Origin of the sequence: Streptomyces sp. NPDC012474 (assembly GCF_042955185.1) — a bacterium.
Taxonomy (GTDB): domain Bacteria; phylum Actinomycetota; class Actinomycetes; order Streptomycetales; family Streptomycetaceae; genus Streptomyces; species Streptomyces cahuitamycinicus.
In genome coordinates this window covers 141,645-159,976 of record NZ_JBIBEP010000010.1, presented here as the reverse complement: position 1 = coordinate 159,976, position 18,332 = coordinate 141,645, and the positions used below count along the sequence as shown (strand labels likewise).

Below are 18,332 nucleotides of genomic sequence, written 5' to 3'. Positions count from 1 at the left end.
AGAGACCGCTGGTTTGTAAACTGGGGCGCATGACATTCCAGCGAGCACGCAGCAAGGAGCAGCGCGAGATCCGGCGCCAGGCGATCCTGGACACGGCGGCGGCGATGCTCGACGAGATGCCGGTAGCCGAGCTGAGCCTCAACGAGCTGAGCCGGCGGGTCGGGCTGGCCAAGTCGAACGTGCTGCGTTACTTCGAGTCCCGTGAGGCGGTGCTGTTCGAACTGCTCGTGCGCGCCATGGAGAGATGGCTGGCGCAGGTGCCGGACGAACTGGCCAAGGGTGTCGACCCACACCTGTCGGCGCGTGAACGCGGCGACCAGGTGGCCGCGGTACTCAGCGCGTCCCTCGCACGCCGGACGGTGCTGCTCGATCTCGTCAACGCCCAGGCCAATGTGCTGGAGCACAACGTGTCCGTCGACGTCGTGGTGCGGCACAAGAGGTCAGCCATCGCCGGCATCAGGACCACGGCCGACCTCATCCGCCAGTACGTGCCCGAAGTCGGCGATGGCGCCCGGACGGTGGCCATGATGACGGTGATCCTGGCCGGCACCCTTTCGACCTACTGCCGGCCCTCCGCCAGCGTGCGCGCCGCCTACGAAGCCGACCCCACCGTGACGGAGCTCCGCCTGGACCTGCGCGCCACCCTGGAAAACGCCGTCGCCACACTGATCGCGGGCACGGTGGCGCGGGCCTGACGCGAAGGCGCCGAGGAGTTCGCACAGCGGCACCGGTTAATCTGCCCGGACATACGAACGTACGACTGGGTGTGAGGGCGGGGAAGCAAGGGGCGTGGAGGAGCGAGGGAGTCCGGCCGACGGGACGCGGGTCGTCGCGCGGCCGGTCGTGTACGTCGTGGTCGGCGGCATCGCCCTGGCGGCGATCGGCACCGTCGGCTCGGTGCTCGGGCCGATGGTCGCGCTGGACATCGCCCGCGGAGCAGGTGATCTACTTCGCGTGCACTGATCCCTCGGGAGTGGGTCCGCGCCTGCTCTTCCAGCGAGTTCCCGAAGGCAAGGTCGTCAAGAACCGACTGCATCTCGATGTGCGGGCCGGTATCGGGCTCGTGGGTGAGGAGCCCCTTGCCGCACTTGAGGCCGAGTGCGCACGACTGGTCGCGCTCGGCGCGGTACATGTGCGAACGATGCGTGCCCACGGCGAGAACGAGTCCTGCATTGTGATGCAGGACCTTGAAGGCAACGAGTTCTGCCTCGACTGAACCTCCTCCGAGCCTCCGAGACTGCGAGGCGAGGAGCCGTCTCCGGTGGGCCTCCCGGACCCCGCATGGGCGCGGTTATCCCGTGAGAGCGAGGTTGTGCAGGCGGGCGACGCCGTGCATTGCGTGGCGCACGCCGTCGCCTCTCAGGCGGCAGTCGCGCAGGATCTTCCAGGCCTTCATACGTGCGAAGGCATGCTCGACGCGGGCGCGGACCTGCTTGTGGGACTTGTTGTGGGCCTTTTCCAGGCAGGGAGATCCTCTCCCTTGCGGCGTCGGTGCGGCATCACGAGCCCGGTTCCTGGGTAGCCGCCATCGGCGATGGTCATCGTGTTGCCGACGGCGGCCTTGGCGCCGGACTCCGCCCAGGCCCGGCAGTCGTTGCGATTACCCGGCAGCGGCCGGCCGACCACCACGACCAGGCGGGTGTCGGCGTCGATGACTACCTGGTGGTTGGTGGAATAGCGGTAGTTCTTCGATTGCTGGCGGGCACGCCTGAGGGCAGCCCGTACTGGCGTGAAGCGGACCGCCCACATGGGTGACGCCTCTCGCTCGGCAGCACTGCTCGTCCGTGTGCCGGACAGCCGGCAGTTTTCACCGCGCGGAAGACAGTGGGGCTTGCTCACGAGATCAGCCGATGCCTCTCCGCCCCGCACGCGGGTATTGCGCCCCGCATGCTCCCTTTGACCCCGGTTCACTCCATCCGGGCCAACCAGACCTTTTCACTGTCCATGGGTTCCCTCCCTCTTTCAGGATCGGTCTACGACAGGCGCGACCGGTGGCATCCCTTTGTTCCGCTTTGTGATGCCTGCCGCGCGGGCGAAGCGACGGACAGGAGAAGGGGGACCGGAGTGCATCTGACTCCGCATGAGCAGGAACGTCTGTTGATCCACGTGGCGGCCGATGTCGCCCAGCGGCGGCGTGAACGCGGTCTGCTGTTGAACTATCCCGAGGTCATGGCGCTGTTGACGGCGCACGTCTATGAGGAGGCACGGGCCGGGGCAACGGTTGATGCGGTGATGGAGTCCGGGCGCCATGTGCTGCAGCGCAGCGAGGTCATGGACGGCGTGCCGGAGATGATCGACAACGTCCAGGTCGAGGCGACGTTCCCGGACGGCACGAAGCTGGTGACCATCCACGATCCGTTCGATGAGGCGTCCACCAAGGTGGACATTCATCCCGGCAAGCCGGAACTGCTGCCGGACGAGGACGAACACCGGGTGGTCTTCAACGAAGGCGCGATGCCTGTGCCGCTGGTGGTGCGCAACCCCAAGGACCGTCCGATCCAGGTGGGCTCCCACTTTCACTTCGCCGAGGCCAACGAGGGACTCAAGTTCCGCCGTGAGGCCGCCCACGGAATGCGGCTGCACATCCCTTCCGGTACATCCGAACGGTTCGAGCCCGGCGACAAGCGCACCGTGATGCTGGTGCCGATCGCCGGTGAGCGGATCGTCCACGGGCTGCAGGCCGACAAGAGCGAAGAGGAGAAGCACCTCGATGCCGGACAGGACTGAGAAGAACAAGGCCAAGAAGGACAAGCCCTGGGACCCACTGCTGCGTTCCCGCTACGCCGACCTGTACGGGCCGACCGCCGGCGACCGGGTCCGGCTCGCCGACACCAATCTCGTCCTGCGCATCGACGCCGACTGGTGCGGCGGCCCGGGGATCAGCGGGGATGAGATGGTCTTCGGCGGCGGCAAGGTGATCCGCGAGTCGATGGGCCAGTCGCACATCCCCCGCGACGACCCCCGCGAACCGGTGGACACCGTGATCACCGGCGCTCTGATCCTGGACCACTGGGGCGTGGTCAAGGCCGACGTCGGGCTGCGCGACGGCCGCATCCGGGCCATCGGCAAGGCGTACAACCCAGAGACCATGACGCCGCCGGCCAGCCGCGACCCGCGCGCGTCGGCCTTCGTCGTGGGGCCCGAGACAGAGGTGATCTCCGGCAAGGGCCGCATTCTGACCGCGGGCGGCGTGGATACCCATGTGCACTTCCTGTGCCCGGAGCAAATCCACGAGGCGGTCGCCTCGGGGGTGACGACGCTGATCGGCGGGGGCACCGGGCCCGCCGAGGGCAGCACGGCCACGACCGTTACACCAGGCAAGTGGCACATCCAGCGCATGTTCGAGGCGCTCGACGCCTTCCCGGTCAACATCGGCCTGCTCGCCAAGGGCAGCACCGTCTCCGAGAAGGCGCTGCACGACCAGGTCGCGGCCGGTGCCCTGGGCTTCAAGATCCACGAGGACTGGGGCGCGACGCCGGCCGTGATCGACGCGGCACTGAACGTGTGCGAGGAGACCGGGGTCCAGGTCGCCCTGCACGCCGACTCCCTGAACGAGTCCGGCTTCGTGCACCACACCTTCGCCGCGACCAAGAAGGACCGCAGGACGAAGGACGCCAAGTACAGGAGCCTGCACATCTTCCACATCGAGGGCGCCGGCGGCGGCCACGCCCCCGACATGATCAGCCTCGCGAGCAAGCCGAACGTGCTGCCCGCGTCGACGAATCCCACCCGGCCCTTCACGGTCAACACCGTCAAGGAGCACGTCGACATGATGATCGTGTGCCACCACCTCAACCCGGAGGTCGAGGCGGACATGAAGTTCGCCGACTCCCGGATCCGGCCCTCCACCATGGCCGCCGAGGACCTGCTGCACGACATGGGCGCCATCTCGATGATGTCCTCCGACGCCCAGGCCATGGGCCGCATCGGCGAGATGATCATGAGGACCTGGCAGACGGCGCACGTCATGAAGTCCCGCTACGGTCACCTGCGCGAGGACGACGCGCGCGCGGACAACTTCCGTGCCCGCCGCTACGTCGCCAAGTACACGATCAACCCGGCCATCACCCACGGCATCGACCACGAGGTCGGCTCCGTCGAGACCGGCAAACTCGCCGATCTGGTGCTGTGGGAACCGAAGTTCTTCGGCGTCAAGCCGCACATGGTCATCAAGGGCGGCCAGATCTCCTACGCCCAGATCGGCGACGCCAACGCCTCCATCCCCACCCCGCAGCCCTACCTCCCGCGCCCCGTCTGGGGCTTCAAGGGCCGCGCTCCGGCGGCCAACTCCTTCAACTTCGTGGCCGAGGCAGCCCTGGACGGCGAACTCTCCCGGATCGGGCTGCTCAAGCCCTTGCGCCCGATCCGCTCCACCCGGGAGGTCACCAAGGCCGACATGGTCCACAACAACGGCGTCCCGAAGATCGACATCGACCCCGACACCTTCGACGTCACCATCGGCGGCGCCACCACGTCCGACGTCCGCACCACGGTCGACGGGCAGGAAGTCGGACGCAACTACGCCACCGAACTTCCCCTGGCACAGCGGTACTTCCTCTTCTGACCACCACAGCTTCCGATTCTGACCACCACGGCCGGGGCCGGTCACGCCCGCGCGACCGATTCCGGCACATCCTCGCGAAAGGCGGTCCCGCCGCCCCATGAGCCGCACTGCCCTGCTCGTCCTGGCCGACGGCCGTTTCCCCGCCGGCGGGCACGCCCACTCCGGCGGAATGGAGGCCGCCGTCGCCTCCGGCCGGGTCCACGACACCGCGAGCCTGGAGGCCTTCTGCCGGGGCCGGCTGCACACCGCCGGACTGGTCGCCGCCGGCCTCGCCGCAGCCGCCGCCGACGGCTGCGACGCCCTCGCCCTGGACGAGGCCGCCGACACCCGCACCCCCGTACCGGCGCTGCGCCACATCGCACGCCGTCTGGGCCGGCAACTGATGCGCGCGGCCCGGGCCACCTGGCCCAGCACCGACCTCGACCACCTCGCCCGACACCGGCCCCAGGGCGCCCACCAGCCGGTCGTGCTCGGCGTCACCGCCCGCGCCGCCGGACTCGCCCCGCTCGACGCCGCCCGGGCCGCCGCCTACGACAGCGTCGGCGGCCCGGCGACCGCCGCGGTACGCCTGCTGAGCCTGGACCCGCTCGACGCCACCGCCGTCCTGGCACGGCTCGCCGGCGAACTCGACACCGTCGCGGACGCCGCGGACGCCGCGGCGCGCCGCGTCACCGCCGAGGGCGTCGGCGTCCTGCCCGCCGCCTCCGCTCCCCTGCTGGACATCACCAGCGAGCAGCACGCCGCCTGGACCGTCCGGCTCTTCGCCTCCTGACCAGCCCCGACCGACGCATGGAGCCTCCTCGTGCACCTCGACCACCCCGTGACGATGCCGCACCGCCACACCCACAGCGCCGAACCGCTGCTCGCTGACGGCGGCCGCCGCGCCCTGCGCATCGGCTTCGGCGGGCCCGTCGGCTCGGGCAAGACCGCGACGGTGGCCGCCCTGTGCCGCGCCCTGCGCGACCGGCTGTCCATCGCCGTCGTCACCAACGACATCTACACCCAGGAGGACGCGGCCTTCCTGCGCCGTGAGGCCGTGCTGCCACCGGAGCGCATCACCGCCGTGGAGACCGGAGCCTGCCCGCACACCGCCATCCGCGACGACATCTCCGCCAACCTCGAAGCCGTCGAGCAGCTCGAACAGGACCTGGGCCCGCTCGACCTGATCCTCATCGAGTCCGGGGGGGACAACCTCACCGCGACCTTCTCCCGCGGGCTCGTCGACAGCCAGGTCTTCGTCATCGACGTGGCCAGCGGCGACGACATCCCCCGCAAGGGCGGCCCCGGCATCACCACCGCCGACCTCCTCGTGGTCAACAAGACCGACCTGGCACCGTACGTGGGAGCCGACCTGGACACCATGAGGGCCGACACCCGCAGGCAGCGGGGGGACCTGCCGTACGCCTTCACCAGCCTCACCACCCCCGACGGCATCCAACCAATCGCCGACTGGGTCACCAGCTGCCTCGCCGCCTGGCACGCCACCGGATCCGCCCGGTGAACCTCACCACCGCGAAGACGCCGACCGTGATTCCGGCGCCGGCCGACGAACCGCTGCGAGCCGACGGTGGCCCCCACGGTCGGCACTCCACCGAATCCGCCCCGGCGGACCCGTCCGGCGTCACCGCGACCGCCCAGATCAGGGCCGCCCACAACGGCCGCACCACGACGGTTCCGCTCCTGCACAGCGACGGTCCCTTCCACCTGCGCCGGCTACGGGCCCGCGGAGAGCAGGCACGTGTCTGTGTACTCGGCGCGATGAGCGCACCGCTCGGCGGAGACCGGCTCGCCCTCGACATCACCGCCGGGACACGGGCCCGACTGGAGGTGACCACGGCCGCCGCCACCATCGCCCTGCGAGGCCCCACCACCATCCCCGCCACGTATGACGTACGGATCAGGGTGGACGACGACGCGACCCTGCACTGGCTGCCCGAACCCTTGATCAGTACCCGGGGCAGCACCCTGCACCAGACGTTCACCGTCGACCTCACCCCCACCTCCCGTCTGGTCATGCGGGAGGAACAACTCCTGGGCCGCTCGGGCGAGGTGCCGGGCCACCTCACTACCCGCCTGGCCGTACGCCGCGGCGGACGACCGCTCCTCGACCAGCAGGCCGCCTACGGCTACCCGGCGCCGGCGTGGGACGGCCCGGCCGTCCTCGGAGCCCACCGGGCGACGGGGCAGCTCCTCCTGGTCGATCCTGGGCTGGGCACGCCCCAGGAGCCGCATGTCATCGGCGACGACCCGGCCGAGGGACACGCGGTACTGACCCCTCTCGCCGACCCCCAGGCCCTCATCGCCACCGCCGTCGCCCCGACACCGGCCCAGCTGCGTCACCTCCTCGACACCGCCCTCGCCTACGCCTACGAGACGCCGAGGCCAGATGCCGACGGCGAGCAGTAGATCCATGAACGACGTGAACGCCGAACCGGAGGACAGGAACATGGGACGAGCACTGATCGTGGTGGACGTGCAGAACGACTTCTGCGAAGGCGGCAGTGTTCCCGTGGCAGGCGGCGCCCTGGTCGCCGTCAAAGTCCGCGACCTGGTCGGACGCGCGGCAGAAGCCGGGTATCAGTACGTCGTGGCGACTCGCGACCACCACATCGACCCAGGAGACCATTTCTCCGACACCCCCAACTTCAAGACCTCCTGGCCCGTGCACTGCGTGGCCGGCACGCAAGGCTCCGACTTCCACCCGGACTTCCTCCCCGCCGTACACGCCGGAGCCCTTGACGCTGTCTTCTACAAGGGTGCCTACGAGGCCGCCTACAGCGGTTTCGAAGGCGCCGACGAAGAAGGGACGGGATTGACCGCGTGGCTGCGCGAGCACGGCGTCACGACGGTGGACGTCGTCGGTATCGCCACCGACCACTGCGTGAAGGCCACCGCCCTGGACGCCGCCGCAGCAGGATTCACCACCCGAGTCCTGCTGGACCTGACCGCCGGCGTACACCACGACACGATCCAGCAGGCTCGCGACGAACTCAGCCAAGTTGGCGTGGAACTGTCCGGCACACCCGTGGTCGCGGAGGCTTAGAAGCCTCCCAGTGAGTTGAACACACGGGTCTGCCGCACGATCGGGTGACATCTGAACTGGCTTGCCCTGTGGGGCGGGCAGGCCCAGCCACCGTCACCGTTGTGGTGGTCGGCGAGACAATCGCCGATGCGCACCATCAGCTCGCGGTGCTCGGGTAGAGCACCGCGAGCCAGGGTCAGGGCGGCGACGGCGGACAGGAAGAGGGTGTGGTCAGGAATGAAGGGAAGGCCGCCGTCGAGGTTGCTCCCGCATTAGGGCCCTGGTCGATCATCCAAGGGCGGGTCTGCGGCTGGAGCGATCCCGCCATCGGAGCCGGACGCACCCTCGCAGCCCTGGTGTTCGCCTTGCTCCTGCGGTGGGAGAGGCACCATCCCGCCCCGGCTCTTTGCCGACCGTCGTGTTACCGCCGCCGCGGCCGCTCCGGCCGGGATGTTCCGCCCTCCTCGATGCAGAAGCCCGATGCCGCCGTAGACGAGGCCGGCGCCCGCAAGGGCCGGTCTGACCCGCGCGTGAGGCAGATCAAGTGGGCGGAACAGGAGACGGTCGAAGCTCCTGAGCCGGTGGGCTGAGGCTTCGAACGCCTCTCTCCGCCGCGCGAGAACTTCGCGCGCTGCGGGCCCCGCGCTCCCCCGTCGGCGAGCGGGGCCAGAACGCAATCCTTGACGTCAACTGGAAGGTCCTGACATGCCACCAGAACGAGCGTCAGGTGAGCGTCACGAGTGGCACCGGCCGTCCCTGCGAACATCGCGATCCGGAGCCCGGGGCCCTCCTGGCAGCTGCCGAACCCGCAGGTCGGAAGCCCTCCCGGACATACGGCAAGACTCCACGCCATGCACCTTGGAGAACAGGTCGAGGAACCACCGGCGATCCTCAGCAATCCAGAGAAACAGCAGGTCAGAGGCCCTTTGCGGCAGGCTCCAGAATCGCCACACACTCCACGTGATGCGTCATCGGAAACAGATCGAACGCCCGCAACGTCCGCACGCGATACCCCCCGTCCCGGAAGTACCCCAAGTCCCGCGCCAACGCCGCCGGATCACAAGCCACATAGGCGATCCGCCGCGCCCCCAGCGACGCCAGATGCTGAACCGTCTTCCGGCCCGCCCCCGCCCGCGGCGGGTCCAGGACGATCAGGTCGACCTCCGTGATGCCGGTGCGCGGCAGCACGCTGTCGACCTTGCCCTGCTCGATCCGCACGCGGTCGAAGTCCGCGAGGTTGTGCCGCGCGTCCTCCACCGACCGCTTGCCGGACTCGATGCCCAGGACGGCGCCCTGGTCGCCGACGCGGTCGGCGAGGGCGCCGGCGAAGAGGCCGACGCCGCAGTAGAGGTCGAGGGCCATGTCGCCCTTGCGCGGCAGCAGGCCCTGCATGACCGCCGTCACCAGGGTGTCCGCGGCCTTCGGGTGGACCTGCCAGAAGCCGCCGTTGCCGACCCGGTGGGTCCGGCCGTCCGCGCGTTCGCGGACGAAGTTGCGGCCGTGGACGCGATGGACGCCGCCCGAGCGTTCGTCCACGCGCAGGACCGACACGGGGCGGTCGAGTTCGACGAGCGGCAGGCGCGCGCCAGGCTTCGGGGTGAGGATCACCTGGCGGTCCTGGGAGCCGGTCGCCGCGATGGCCTCGACGGAGTCCATGCCCGTCCAGACCCGCTTCTCGACGCCCAGCTCGCTGACGCCCTCCGCGGCGATCATGCAGTGGTCGATCGGCTCCACCTCGTGGGAGCGGTGCCGACGCAGGCCGGCCCGGCCGTCGGCGGTGACGGCGTACTGGACGCGGGTGCGCCACGCGGGGACCTGGCCCGCGGGCACCTTGTCGCCCTCGGCGGGCAGCACCGTGCCGTCCCAGCCGGCCTCCTCCGGGGTGAGCCCGGCGAGGTGCTGGAGCTGTTCGGCGATGACGTCGGCCTTCAGACGCCGCTGCGCGCCCGGCTTGGCGTGCTGCCAGTCGCAGCCGCCGCAGCGGCCGGGGCCGGCGAACGGGCAGGGCTCGTCGATCCGGTCCTTGGAGGCGTCGAGCACCGTCACGGCGTCCGCGCGCAGGAACCGCGCGCCCTGCTCGCCCTCCGTCACCCGGGCCACGACCCGCTCACCGGGCAGCGCGTGCCGTACGAACAGCACCTGGCCCTCGGACGTGCGGGCGATGCAGTGACCGCCGTGGGCGACGGGGCCGATCTCGACCTCGTACTCCTCCCCCACCAGCGATTTCCTCGGTTCTGCCTGCATGGCGGGGTGACTCCAAAACGCGTGAGGGGGAAGGGCCGACGGAAACGGCCGGACAACAGCCCACCAGTCTACGTGGCTGCCACCCGGCCGTTTCACATCAGCCGTCGTCTCACGACTTGCGCTCGGTGGACTCCTTCGACCGCACCTGGGCCGGGCCCCGGCGCACCGAGCCCGGCGCGTTCCAGTCCTGCTGCCTGCGGGCCCGCCGCTTGGCCGCCTCGGACGACTGGAGCTGGTACGGCACCGAGGTCACCATGATCCCGGGCGTGAACAGCAGCCGGCCCTTCAGCCGCAGGGCGCTCTGGTTGTGCAGCAGGTGCTCGTACCAGTGGCCTACGACGTACTCGGGGATGATCACGGACACCGCGTCGCGCGGTGACTCCTTGCGCAGGCTCTTGACGTACTCGATGATCGGCCGCGTGATCTCGCGGTAGGGCGAGTCCAGGATCTTCAGCGGTACGTCGATGCCGCGCCGTTCCCACTCCTCGCGCAGGGCCTTGGTCTCCGCCGGGTCGACGTTGACGCTGAGGGCCTCCAGGGTGTCCGAGCGCATCAGCTTGGCGTAGGCCAGGGCGCGCAGCGCCGGGCGGTGGATCTTGGAGATCAGCACGACCGAGTGGACGCGGGAGGGCCGTACGAGGTCGTCGCTCGGGCCCTCGGGGGCGGCGATCTCGGCGGCGACCCGGTCGTAGTGCTTACGGATGGCCGTCATCGTCGCGTAGAAGATCACCATGCCGAGCAGGGCGACCCAGGCGCCGTGCGTGAACTTGGTGAGGAGGACGACGACCAGCACGAGGCCGGTGAAGAAGGCGCCGAAGGCGTTGATGGCGCGGGAGCGGATCATGTGGCGGCGCTTGGCCTGGTCCTTCTCGGTGGCCAGGTGGCGGTTCCAGTGCCGGACCATGCCGGTCTGGCTGAGTGTGAAGGACACGAACACGCCGACGATGTAGAGCTGGATCAGGCGGGTGGAGTCGGCGCCGTAGATCCCCACCAGCAGGGCGGCGGCGCCCGCGAGGAGCACGATGCCGTTGGAGAAGGCCAGCCGGTCGCCGCGGGTGTGCAGCTGGCGCGGCAGGTACCGGTCCTGGGCGAGGATCGAGCCGAGCAGCGGGAAGCCGTTGTAGGCGGTGTTGGCGGCGAGGAACAGCACCAGCGCGGTGGCCGCGGCCAGCACGATGAACAGGAGGCTGCCCTTGCCGAAGACGGCCTCGGCGACCTGGGAGATCACCGGGTTCTGGACGTAGTCCGGGCCGAGCGGGACGCCGTTGTGGAAGAGGTCGCTGGCCGGCTTCTCGGCCATGCGGACGTCGGTCGCGGCGGCCAGCGCGATGATGCCGCAGAACATGGTGACGGCCAGCAGGCCCATCATGGCGAGGGTGGTCGCGGCGTTCTTCGACTTGGGCTTGCGGAAGGCAGGGACGCCGTTGGAGATCGCCTCGACGCCGGTGAGGGCGGCGCAGCCGGAGGAGAAGGCGCGCAGCAGCAGGAAGACCAGGGCGAATCCGGCCAGGCCCTGGTGCTCGGGCTTGATGGCGTAGTCCGCCGTCGGGGCCCGCATGGTGTCGTCCAGGACCAGGCCGCGGAAGGCGCCCCAGGCGATCATGGTGAAGACACCCGCGACGAAGATGTACGTCGGGATCGCGAACAGCGAGCCCGATTCCCTCACCCCGCGCAGGTTCATCAGCGTCAGCAGCACGATCACGCCGATCGCGCAGGCGACCTTGTGCTCGACGACGAACGGGATCGCGGAGCCGAGGTTCTCGATGCCGGAGGAGATCGACACGGCCACGGTGAGGACGTAGTCGACGAGCAGCGCGCTGGCGACGGTGAGGCCGGCCTTGGGGCCGAGGTTGGTGGTGGCCACCTCGTAGTCGCCGCCGCCGCTGGGGTAGGCGTGCACATTCTGCCGGTACGACGCCACCACGGTGAACATCAGCACGACGACCGCGACGGCGATCCAGGGGCTGAAGTGGTACGCCGTCACGCCCGCGATCGACAGGACCAGCAGGACCTCGCCGGGCGCGTACGCCACGGAGGAGAGCGGGTCGGAGGCGAAGACGGGGAGTGCGATGCGCTTCGGCAGGAGCGTTTCGCCCAGCCGGTCGCTGCGCAGTGCGCGCCCGATCAGGATCCGTTTGGGCACGTCGGTCAGTTTGGACACAACAGAGGATCGTAGGCGTTCGATTGCGGGGGCGCCCACCCGCCACCCCTCATAGGAGTTCCCTCTGCTCTCCGAGTGAATTCGGAGGCCTGTGCGGCTGAGGATTCAGCAGGTCACCCGGTTCCCATGCCTATATGACTGAGCCCGTCCGTCTCCCGTCCGTTGCCGCCCCTGGAGGTCCCATGCACACCCCCGCCCAGCTGATCGGCGCCGCGGCAACCCTCGTCGCCCTCGGGATCCTGACACTGGCGAGCGTCCGCAGCATCAGCCGCCGCAAGGACGTGTCGCCCGGGGCGCGACCCTAGGAGTTCCGGGAGACTCCTGCCGCCGCCCTAGGAGTTCCGGGAGCCCCCCGGCCGCTCGGCCCGCTCCAGCTGCGCCACCCCCGCGCTCAGTTCCTCCCGGCTGATGGCGGCGGCCCGGGTCGACGGGATCGTGCAGGCGTAGGCGCCGGCCACCGTGCCGTGCAGGGCGCTGCGGTGGGGCGGGGTGCCGTCCAGCCAGGCGTGGAGGAACGCGGCGGCGAAGGCGTCGCCCGCGCCGTTGGAGTCGACGACCGGGGCCGGGGGCGGGGCGGCGGGTACGTGGGTGAGCTCACCGTCTGCCAGCAGGTACGCGCCGTCCGCCCCGGCCGTGGCGACGACGATCCGGGCCCTGCCCCGTTCGGTGATCCGCCGCATGGTCCGCTCCGGGTCACTCAGGGCCGTGCTGGACAGGAAGACCAGGTCGGCCTGGTGGGCGAAGGGCTCGTGGTAGGAGTTGGAGCCGTCCCAGTCGTGCAGGTCGGTGGAGATCGTGACGCCGGCCGCGCGCAGGGCGGGCAGTGCGTGGGCGCACGGCTGGGTGATGACGACGTGGGCGTGCCGGCTGACGGCCGCGAGTGTGCGCACCGTGGCTTCGGGCAGCCGGTCCGTGCCGGCGGCCCGGGTGGCGTCGTAGAGGGACGACCGTCTGCCGTCGGGGCCGACGAGGTTGACCGCACGTTTGGTGCCGAGCGGCTGCGGCACGGCCGTGAGCCCGATGCCGTGCTCCTGGTGCAGCACACGCACGAGGTCGCCCTCGGGGTCGTCGCCGAGCAGGTCGAGGTGGTGTGTGCGCAGGCCCAGCGCGCTCGTCCCGAGTGCCACGAAGTCTCCGCTCTGTCCCGCCCGCGTGACGATCCCGGGCCGGATCATGTGGCTGTCCGCGAACGGCACGGGCAGCTCGGGCACGTGCACGATCGTGTCCACTCCCGCGCCGCCCAGGACGAGGACGTCGATCTCGTGACTCATGGCCGTCCGTTTCCTCGCGCGTCGTACGCCGTAGGGCCGTGAAGCCCATGGCCTTCCACCGGCGCCCCGGAGGTGCCCGGGGCCGTCCGGCCTCAGTTCCTGGTCTGCGCTTCGATGCCGTCGAGCAGCAGTTCCAGCCCGACGGTGAAGCTGGTGTCCCAGTCGACGTCGGAGATGTAGTTGTTCGCCGCGACGGTCGGGTACCGGTCGCGCCGGCTCTCCAGGTACTCCTGCCCCAGCCTGGCCTCCTCGGCGGAGAGCTGGAGGCTGGACTGCGTGGCGGTGGCACCCATCACGTGGTTGTACAGCGCCCAGGTCGCTGCGTTGAGCCTTTTGTCGGTCAGTCCGACCCGCAGCAGACCGGACTGCAGGAACTCCATCCAGGCCAGGAAGTTAGGGCCCATCAGGGGCCGTTGCCGCGCGGGCAGGGTGGCCGCCCAGGGGTGCCGCAGCATCGCCTGCCGCCAGGTGTTGACCAGGACCACGATGTCGTCCCGGGGATTCTCGGCACGCTGGTCCGGGAGCGAGGTCTCCCCGAAGATGGCGTCGACGGCCAGATCGATGACGTCGGCCTTCGTCGCCACGTGCCAGTACAGGGTCGTGGCACCCACCTGAAGCCGTTCGGCCAGGTGGCGCATGGTGAGCCGGTCCATCCCCTCCTCGTCCAGCAGGGCGACGGCGGCCTGGACGATGCGCTCCCGCGTCAGCGGTGGTTCTCCCTTGTTGCCCCGCGGGGAGCGCAGCCAGACGTTGCCGATCCCCGCACCGGCCTGTCCCCTCGAGCGTTCCTTGCCCGCTATGACGTCCACCTCCGGATCCATGCGGCTCACCCCCGAGGGTGCACGTCGCGTCACTGAGTGTTCGGGGCGAGTCTCGCACGCCCGGACCCGCTCCCCGCGGCGAGCCCGTCGGCACTGTGGCCGTCGTCGCTCATTTCCCCTTGCCCGCAAGCCACTTGGGACCCCCCAGGGCTTCGATGCCCGGCGCCTGCGTAATGGCACGGCTGCACACCGTTGCTGTAGGGTCCCCCCGCTAGACCAACGTTCTAGTGACCCGACCATTGTGCGAGGAGAGCCGTGACAGACCTCCAGCGAGAAGCCCCACCGCCCCCTCGGTCCACGAAGCACTGGTGGACCCTCCCGGTCGTGAGCCTGGCCCAGCTGATGGTCGTGCTGGACGCGACCATCGTGAACATCGCGCTCCCCTCGGCCCAGGAGACCCTGGGCATGGCCGACACCGACCGCCACTGGGTGATCACGGCCTACGCCCTCGCCTTCGGCGGCCTCCTGCTCGTGGGCGGACGCGTGTGCGGCGCGATCGGCCACCGGCGGGCCTTCACCGTCGGCCTGGCCGGCTTCGCGCTGGCCTCGGCGCTCGGTGGTGCGGCGGGCAACGCCGGCACGCTCGTCGCGGCGCGCGCCGGACAGGGCGTCTTCGCCGCGCTGCTGGCACCGGCGGCGCTGTCGCTGCTGATCCTCACGTTCACCGACGGGCGCGAGCGCGGAAAGGCCTTCGGGATCTTCGCCGGTGTCGGCGCGGGGGGAGCCGCCCTCGGAGTCGTGGCGGGCGGGCTGCTCACCGAGTACGCCGACTGGCGCTGGTGCCTCTACATCAACATCCCCATGACCGCGATCGCCCTGCTCGGCGTCCCGCTCATCCTGCGTGACAGCCCGGGCGGCAACCTGCGCCATCTGGACGTCCCCGGGGTGCTGCTCAGCGCCGCCGGCCTCGTCTTACTGGTCTACGGCTTCACCCAGGCGGAACCCCACGGCTGGGGCGACCCGACGGTGCTCGCCCTGCTCATCGGCGGTGGGCTGCTGCTGGCCGTGTTCGTGCTGGTGGAGGCCAGGACGCGGCATCCGCTGCTGCCGCTGCGGATCCCGCTCCACCGCGTCCGTGGCACGGCGTTCCTCTCCGTGTGCCTGATGTTCGCCGCGATGTTCGGCTTCTACCTGTTCGTGAGCTACTACACGCAGACCGTCCTCGGCTACTCGCCGGTCAAGGCGGGCCTGACGCTGCTGGTGAACGCGGTGAGCACCACCGTCGGCGCGATGCTCATCGCCGGCAGACTGCACCGCCGGGTCGCTCCCGACGTCCTGATCGCGGGCAGCCTGCTGTCGTCGGCCGCCGGGATGCTGATCCTCACGCAGCTGGAGGCGGACAGCTCCCACGTGTTCCCGGTGTACCTCACGCCGTCCATGATCCTCACCGGCATCGGGCTCGGCTGTCTGCTCGCGACGGCGACGGACATGGCCACGGTCCGGCTCGACCCCGCCGAGGCGGGTGTCGCGTCGGCGGCGTACAACACGGTGCAGCAGGTGGGGGCCGCGTTCGGCACCGCGCTGCTCAACTCCATCGCGACGAGTGTCACCACGTCGTACCTCAAGGACCACGGGCACGGCACGGACGCCGTCAGCACCGGGACGGTACAGGGCTACACCGTGGCGCTCCGGGTGGCCTTCGGCATCCTCGTGGGCGGCGCGCTCCTGGTCGGCCTGCTCTCACGAGGCGGACGGCGAACTCCCCGTCCGGAAGCGGCAGTCGAGGCGGCCGGCTGAGTGCGGCCCTGTTCCGGAGAAACGTCAGTGGATCATGCAGCAGAGCACCCCGTCACGACAGGCTCCGTGAGCATCGGCCGTTCCTTCGCCGGCCGGCGCCGCGGACCTCGACCCCCGCCGCACCCGAGGGTCCTGGCGGGCTCTCCCGGCATTGCCGATACGTTGGACACAGGCGATCGGCCCGGCGGGCGGGCACCGAAGGGGATCACACCCGGCGTTCCCCGGCATGATGGTGCCTGGCGGCCCGCACAGAAGGCCGTGAAGTGCTGCCCGGCGAGCCGAGAGAGAGACATGAGCAGAACACTGACGCAGGCCGGAAGGTCTGCGGGAAGCGTGGTGTGAGGCCATGCACATCGTCATCATGGGTTGCGGAAGGGTGGGTTCCGCGCTGGCCCAGAACCTGGAGCGACAGGGGCACACGGTCGCCGTGGTCGACCAGGACCCCACCGCCTTCCGCCGGCTGGGCTCAGGCTTCGGCGGCCGACGCGTCACGGGCGTCGGCTTCGACCAGGACACCCTGCGCGAAGCCGGCATCGAGGAGGCCGGCGCCTTCGCCGCCGTCTCCAGCGGCGACAACTCCAACATCATCGCCGCTCGCGTGGCCCGCGAGATGTTCGGCATCGAGAACGTAGCCGCCCGCATCTACGACCCCCGCCGCGCGGAGGTCTACCAGCGCCTGGGCATCCCCACCGTCGCGACGGTCCGCTGGACGGCCGACCAGATGCTGCGCCGTCTGCTCCCCTCCGGTGCGGAGCCGCTGTGGCGCGACCCCACGGGCGGTGTCCAGCTCGCCGAGGTGCACACCTCCCCCGCCTGGGTCGGCCACAAGATCAGCCGGATCCAGGAGGAGACGGGCGTGCGCGTCGCGTTCCTGACCCGGCTCGGCGAGGCGGTCCTGCCCACCTCGCAGACGGTGCTGCAGGAGGGCGACCTGGTGCACGTGATGATGCGCACCGACGAGGTCGACAAGGTCGAGGCGGCGTTCGCCAAGGGTCCCGAAGAGGAGGGCGGTCACTGATGAGGGTCGCCATTGCCGGAGCCGGCGCCGTCGGCCGCTCGATCGCGGGCGAACTGCTGGAGAACGGCCACGAGGTCCTGCTGATCGACAAGGCGCCGACCGCCATCTCGGTCGAACGCGTCCCGCAGGCCGAGTGGCTGCTCGCCGACGCCTGCGAGATCACGTCCCTCGACGAGGCGGCGCTCCAGCGCTGCAACGTCGTGATCGCCGCGACCGGCGACGACAAGGTGAACCTGGTCGTGTCGCTCCTCGCCAAGACGGAGTACGGCGTCCCGCGCGTCGTCGCCCGCGTGAACAATCCCAAGAACGAATGGTTGTTCAACGAGTCCTGGGGCGTGGACGTGGCCGTCTCCACTCCGCGTCTGATGTCGGCCCTGGTCGAGGAGGCGGTGAGCGTGGGCGACCTGGTCCGCCTGCTCCGCTTCAGCCACGGCGACGCCAACCTGGTCGAGCTGACCCTGCCGGAGGAGTCGGCCCTGGCCGGCACGCAGGTCGGCGACGTCGAGTGGCCGCAGGACACGTCCCTGGTGACGATCATCCGCGGCAACCGCGTGCTGACGCCCTCACGGGAGGACTCCCTGGAGGCCGGCGACGAACTCCTCTTCGTGGCGGCCCAAGCCCGTGAGGAGCAGCTGGAGGACCTGCTGTCGGTGCGACGGACCTCAGCCGGCTGAGCCGTCTGGAACAAGCCGTCTCGAACAAGCGGAAGGGGCGTCCCGAGTGCTCGGGACGCCCCTTCCGCTTCCGTCAGCGCCGGAGGCTCACTGCTCCGCGGACCGGGCGGCACCCTCCCGCTCGCGTTCCTCGGCCGCCTTCTCCTCGGCCTCCATCTCGGCGAACACGTCGATCGGCGCGGGAGCCTTCGCGAGGAACACCCACGTCAGGTACACCGCGAGCAGGAACGGCGGGATCTTCAGGGCGACCAGGACCCAGCCCAGCTGGGTGGTGTCGGCCCACCAGTACAGCGGGAAGAGGATCGCGCACTTGGCGAGCAGGATCGCTCCCCACGCGTAGCTGGCCTTCGCGTAGGCCTTCTTGCGGCCGGGGTTGCGCGTGCGCCAGGAGAGGTTCTCCTTGAAGACCGGGCCGAGGATCAGCCCGATCAGCGGCACACCGCACAGCGTGGTGATGATGTAGGCGAGGCCCAGGCCCAGCGTGTAGAGCATGCCGGGCAGGTAGAAGTCCTTGGCGTTGCCGGTCATCATCGCGAAGACGACACCGAAGGCCACGCCGAAGACACCGCTGAAGGCGTGCTTGACGGTGTCCTTCATCACCAGCCGGACCACGACCAGCACCAGCGACACGGCCAGCGCCGCGATCGCCGACAGGTGCAGGTCCTTGTTGATCGTGTAGATGGTGACGAAGAGGAGGCCGGGGACCACCGTCTCCACCATGCCCCGCACGCCGCCGAACGCCTCGAACAGGGCGGCCTCGGTCACCGCCCGGGCGTCGTCCGCAGATGTCTCTTCGGTCGGCTTGTCGAGCGACGTCACC

General features: G+C 70.1%; 17 protein-coding genes and 2 pseudogenes. 13 read left to right on the top strand and 6 right to left on the bottom strand.

The window, feature by feature from the left end; all coding sequences use genetic code 11:
- Positions 1 to 29 precede the first annotated feature (29 nt).
- From ACFY9S_RS22835 to ACFY9S_RS22825, 3 genes and pseudogenes are all read left to right on the top strand, one after another.
- Positions 30 to 695 (top strand): TetR family transcriptional regulator, encoded by a 666-nt coding sequence (locus ACFY9S_RS22835; protein WP_391131412.1) that lies wholly within the window; start codon positions 30 to 32, stop codon positions 693 to 695.
- A gap of 94 nt (positions 696 to 789) precedes the next feature.
- Complete coding sequence (locus ACFY9S_RS22830) at positions 790 to 963, top strand: hypothetical protein (protein WP_391131410.1); 174 nt, start codon at positions 790 to 792, stop codon at positions 961 to 963.
- Positions 947 to 1,216, top strand: a pseudogene (locus tag ACFY9S_RS22825) (VOC family protein); the annotation flags it as partial. The gene ACFY9S_RS22830 and the pseudogene ACFY9S_RS22825, both read left to right, overlap by 17 nt.
- A gap of 75 nt (positions 1,217 to 1,291) precedes the next feature.
- Here ACFY9S_RS22825 and ACFY9S_RS22820 read toward each other — a convergent pair.
- Positions 1,292 to 1,749 (bottom strand): annotated as a pseudogene (locus tag ACFY9S_RS22820) (transposase).
- 315 nt (positions 1,750 to 2,064) lie between these two features.
- Here ACFY9S_RS22820 and ACFY9S_RS22815 point away from each other — a divergent pair.
- The 6 genes from ACFY9S_RS22815 (at position 2,065) to ACFY9S_RS22790 (ending at position 7,607) form a co-directional block, all read left to right on the top strand.
- On the top strand, positions 2,065 to 2,727 hold the full coding sequence (locus ACFY9S_RS22815) for an urease subunit gamma (protein ID WP_391131409.1): 663 nt from the start codon (positions 2,065 to 2,067) through the stop codon (positions 2,725 to 2,727).
- On the top strand, positions 2,711 to 4,564 hold the full coding sequence (locus tag ACFY9S_RS22810; protein ID WP_391131407.1) for an urease subunit alpha: 1,854 nt from the start codon (positions 2,711 to 2,713) through the stop codon (positions 4,562 to 4,564). The genes ACFY9S_RS22815 and ACFY9S_RS22810 overlap by 17 nt, the downstream gene beginning before the upstream one ends.
- Positions 4,565 to 4,661: 97 nt before the next feature.
- Positions 4,662 to 5,336, top strand: coding sequence for an urease accessory UreF family protein (locus ACFY9S_RS22805; protein WP_391131405.1), 675 nt, complete (start codon positions 4,662 to 4,664; stop codon positions 5,334 to 5,336).
- Between the two features lie 30 nt (positions 5,337 to 5,366).
- On the top strand, positions 5,367 to 6,065 hold the full coding sequence (ureG, locus tag ACFY9S_RS22800; protein ID WP_391131403.1) for an urease accessory protein UreG: 699 nt from the start codon (positions 5,367 to 5,369) through the stop codon (positions 6,063 to 6,065).
- The gene (locus ACFY9S_RS22795) at positions 6,062 to 6,970 is read left to right on the top strand and encodes an urease accessory protein UreD (RefSeq protein ID WP_391131401.1); all 909 of its coding nucleotides are present in this window, start codon (positions 6,062 to 6,064) and stop codon (positions 6,968 to 6,970) included. Before ureG ends, ACFY9S_RS22795 begins: the two co-directional genes overlap by 4 nt.
- A gap of 40 nt (positions 6,971 to 7,010) precedes the next feature.
- Complete coding sequence (locus ACFY9S_RS22790; RefSeq protein WP_307018173.1) at positions 7,011 to 7,607, top strand: isochorismatase family protein; 597 nt, start codon at positions 7,011 to 7,013, stop codon at positions 7,605 to 7,607.
- An 894-nt stretch (positions 7,608 to 8,501) separates the two neighbouring features.
- Here the strand turns inward: ACFY9S_RS22790 and ACFY9S_RS22785 are convergent.
- Positions 8,502 to 9,830: a TRAM domain-containing protein gene (locus ACFY9S_RS22785; RefSeq protein WP_391131399.1), complete on the bottom strand. Its 1,329-nt coding sequence runs from the start codon at positions 9,828 to 9,830 to the stop codon at positions 8,502 to 8,504.
- A gap of 109 nt (positions 9,831 to 9,939) precedes the next feature.
- Positions 9,940 to 11,991 carry an amino acid permease gene (locus ACFY9S_RS22780; protein WP_391131398.1) on the bottom strand — a complete coding sequence of 684 codons (2,052 nt, stop codon included), beginning with the start codon at positions 11,989 to 11,991 and terminating at the stop codon, positions 9,940 to 9,942.
- A gap of 182 nt (positions 11,992 to 12,173) precedes the next feature.
- Here ACFY9S_RS22780 and ACFY9S_RS22775 point away from each other — a divergent pair, with 182 nt between their 5' ends.
- Positions 12,174 to 12,296: a hypothetical protein gene (locus ACFY9S_RS22775; protein WP_381216172.1), complete on the top strand. Its 123-nt coding sequence runs from the start codon at positions 12,174 to 12,176 to the stop codon at positions 12,294 to 12,296.
- Positions 12,297 to 12,323: 27 nt separating this feature from the next.
- On the opposite strand, the gene ACFY9S_RS22770 is transcribed toward ACFY9S_RS22775, so the two are convergent.
- On the bottom strand, positions 12,324 to 13,262 hold the full coding sequence (locus ACFY9S_RS22770) for a PfkB family carbohydrate kinase (RefSeq protein WP_391131397.1): 939 nt from the start codon (positions 13,260 to 13,262) through the stop codon (positions 12,324 to 12,326).
- 92 nt (positions 13,263 to 13,354) lie between these two features.
- On the bottom strand, positions 13,355 to 14,083 hold the full coding sequence (locus ACFY9S_RS22765; protein ID WP_391131395.1) for a TetR/AcrR family transcriptional regulator C-terminal domain-containing protein: 729 nt from the start codon (positions 14,081 to 14,083) through the stop codon (positions 13,355 to 13,357).
- Between the two features lie 342 nt (positions 14,084 to 14,425).
- Here ACFY9S_RS22765 and ACFY9S_RS22760 point away from each other — a divergent pair, with 342 nt between their 5' ends.
- The 3 genes from ACFY9S_RS22760 to ACFY9S_RS22750 all read left to right on the top strand — a co-directional run bounded on the left by ACFY9S_RS22760 (position 14,426) and on the right by ACFY9S_RS22750 (position 17,512).
- A complete protein-coding gene (locus ACFY9S_RS22760; protein ID WP_391131620.1) occupies positions 14,426 to 15,820 on the top strand; it encodes an MFS transporter in 1,395 nt (464 codons plus the stop codon).
- A 346-nt stretch (positions 15,821 to 16,166) separates the two neighbouring features.
- Positions 16,167 to 16,838 carry an NAD-binding protein gene (locus ACFY9S_RS22755; RefSeq protein WP_391131393.1) on the top strand — a complete coding sequence of 224 codons (672 nt, stop codon included), beginning with the start codon at positions 16,167 to 16,169 and terminating at the stop codon, positions 16,836 to 16,838.
- Entirely contained in the window at positions 16,838 to 17,512 is a 675-nt protein-coding gene (locus tag ACFY9S_RS22750) for a TrkA family potassium uptake protein (RefSeq protein ID WP_102908236.1), read from the top strand. Before ACFY9S_RS22755 ends, ACFY9S_RS22750 begins: the two co-directional genes overlap by 1 nt.
- An 87-nt stretch (positions 17,513 to 17,599) precedes the next feature.
- Here the strand turns inward: ACFY9S_RS22750 and ACFY9S_RS22745 are convergent, their stop codons facing one another.
- The gene (locus ACFY9S_RS22745; RefSeq protein ID WP_391131391.1) at positions 17,600 to 18,331 is read right to left on the bottom strand and encodes a DUF3159 domain-containing protein; all 732 of its coding nucleotides are present in this window, start codon (positions 18,329 to 18,331) and stop codon (positions 17,600 to 17,602) included.
- Between the last annotated feature and the right edge of the window lies 1 nt (position 18,332).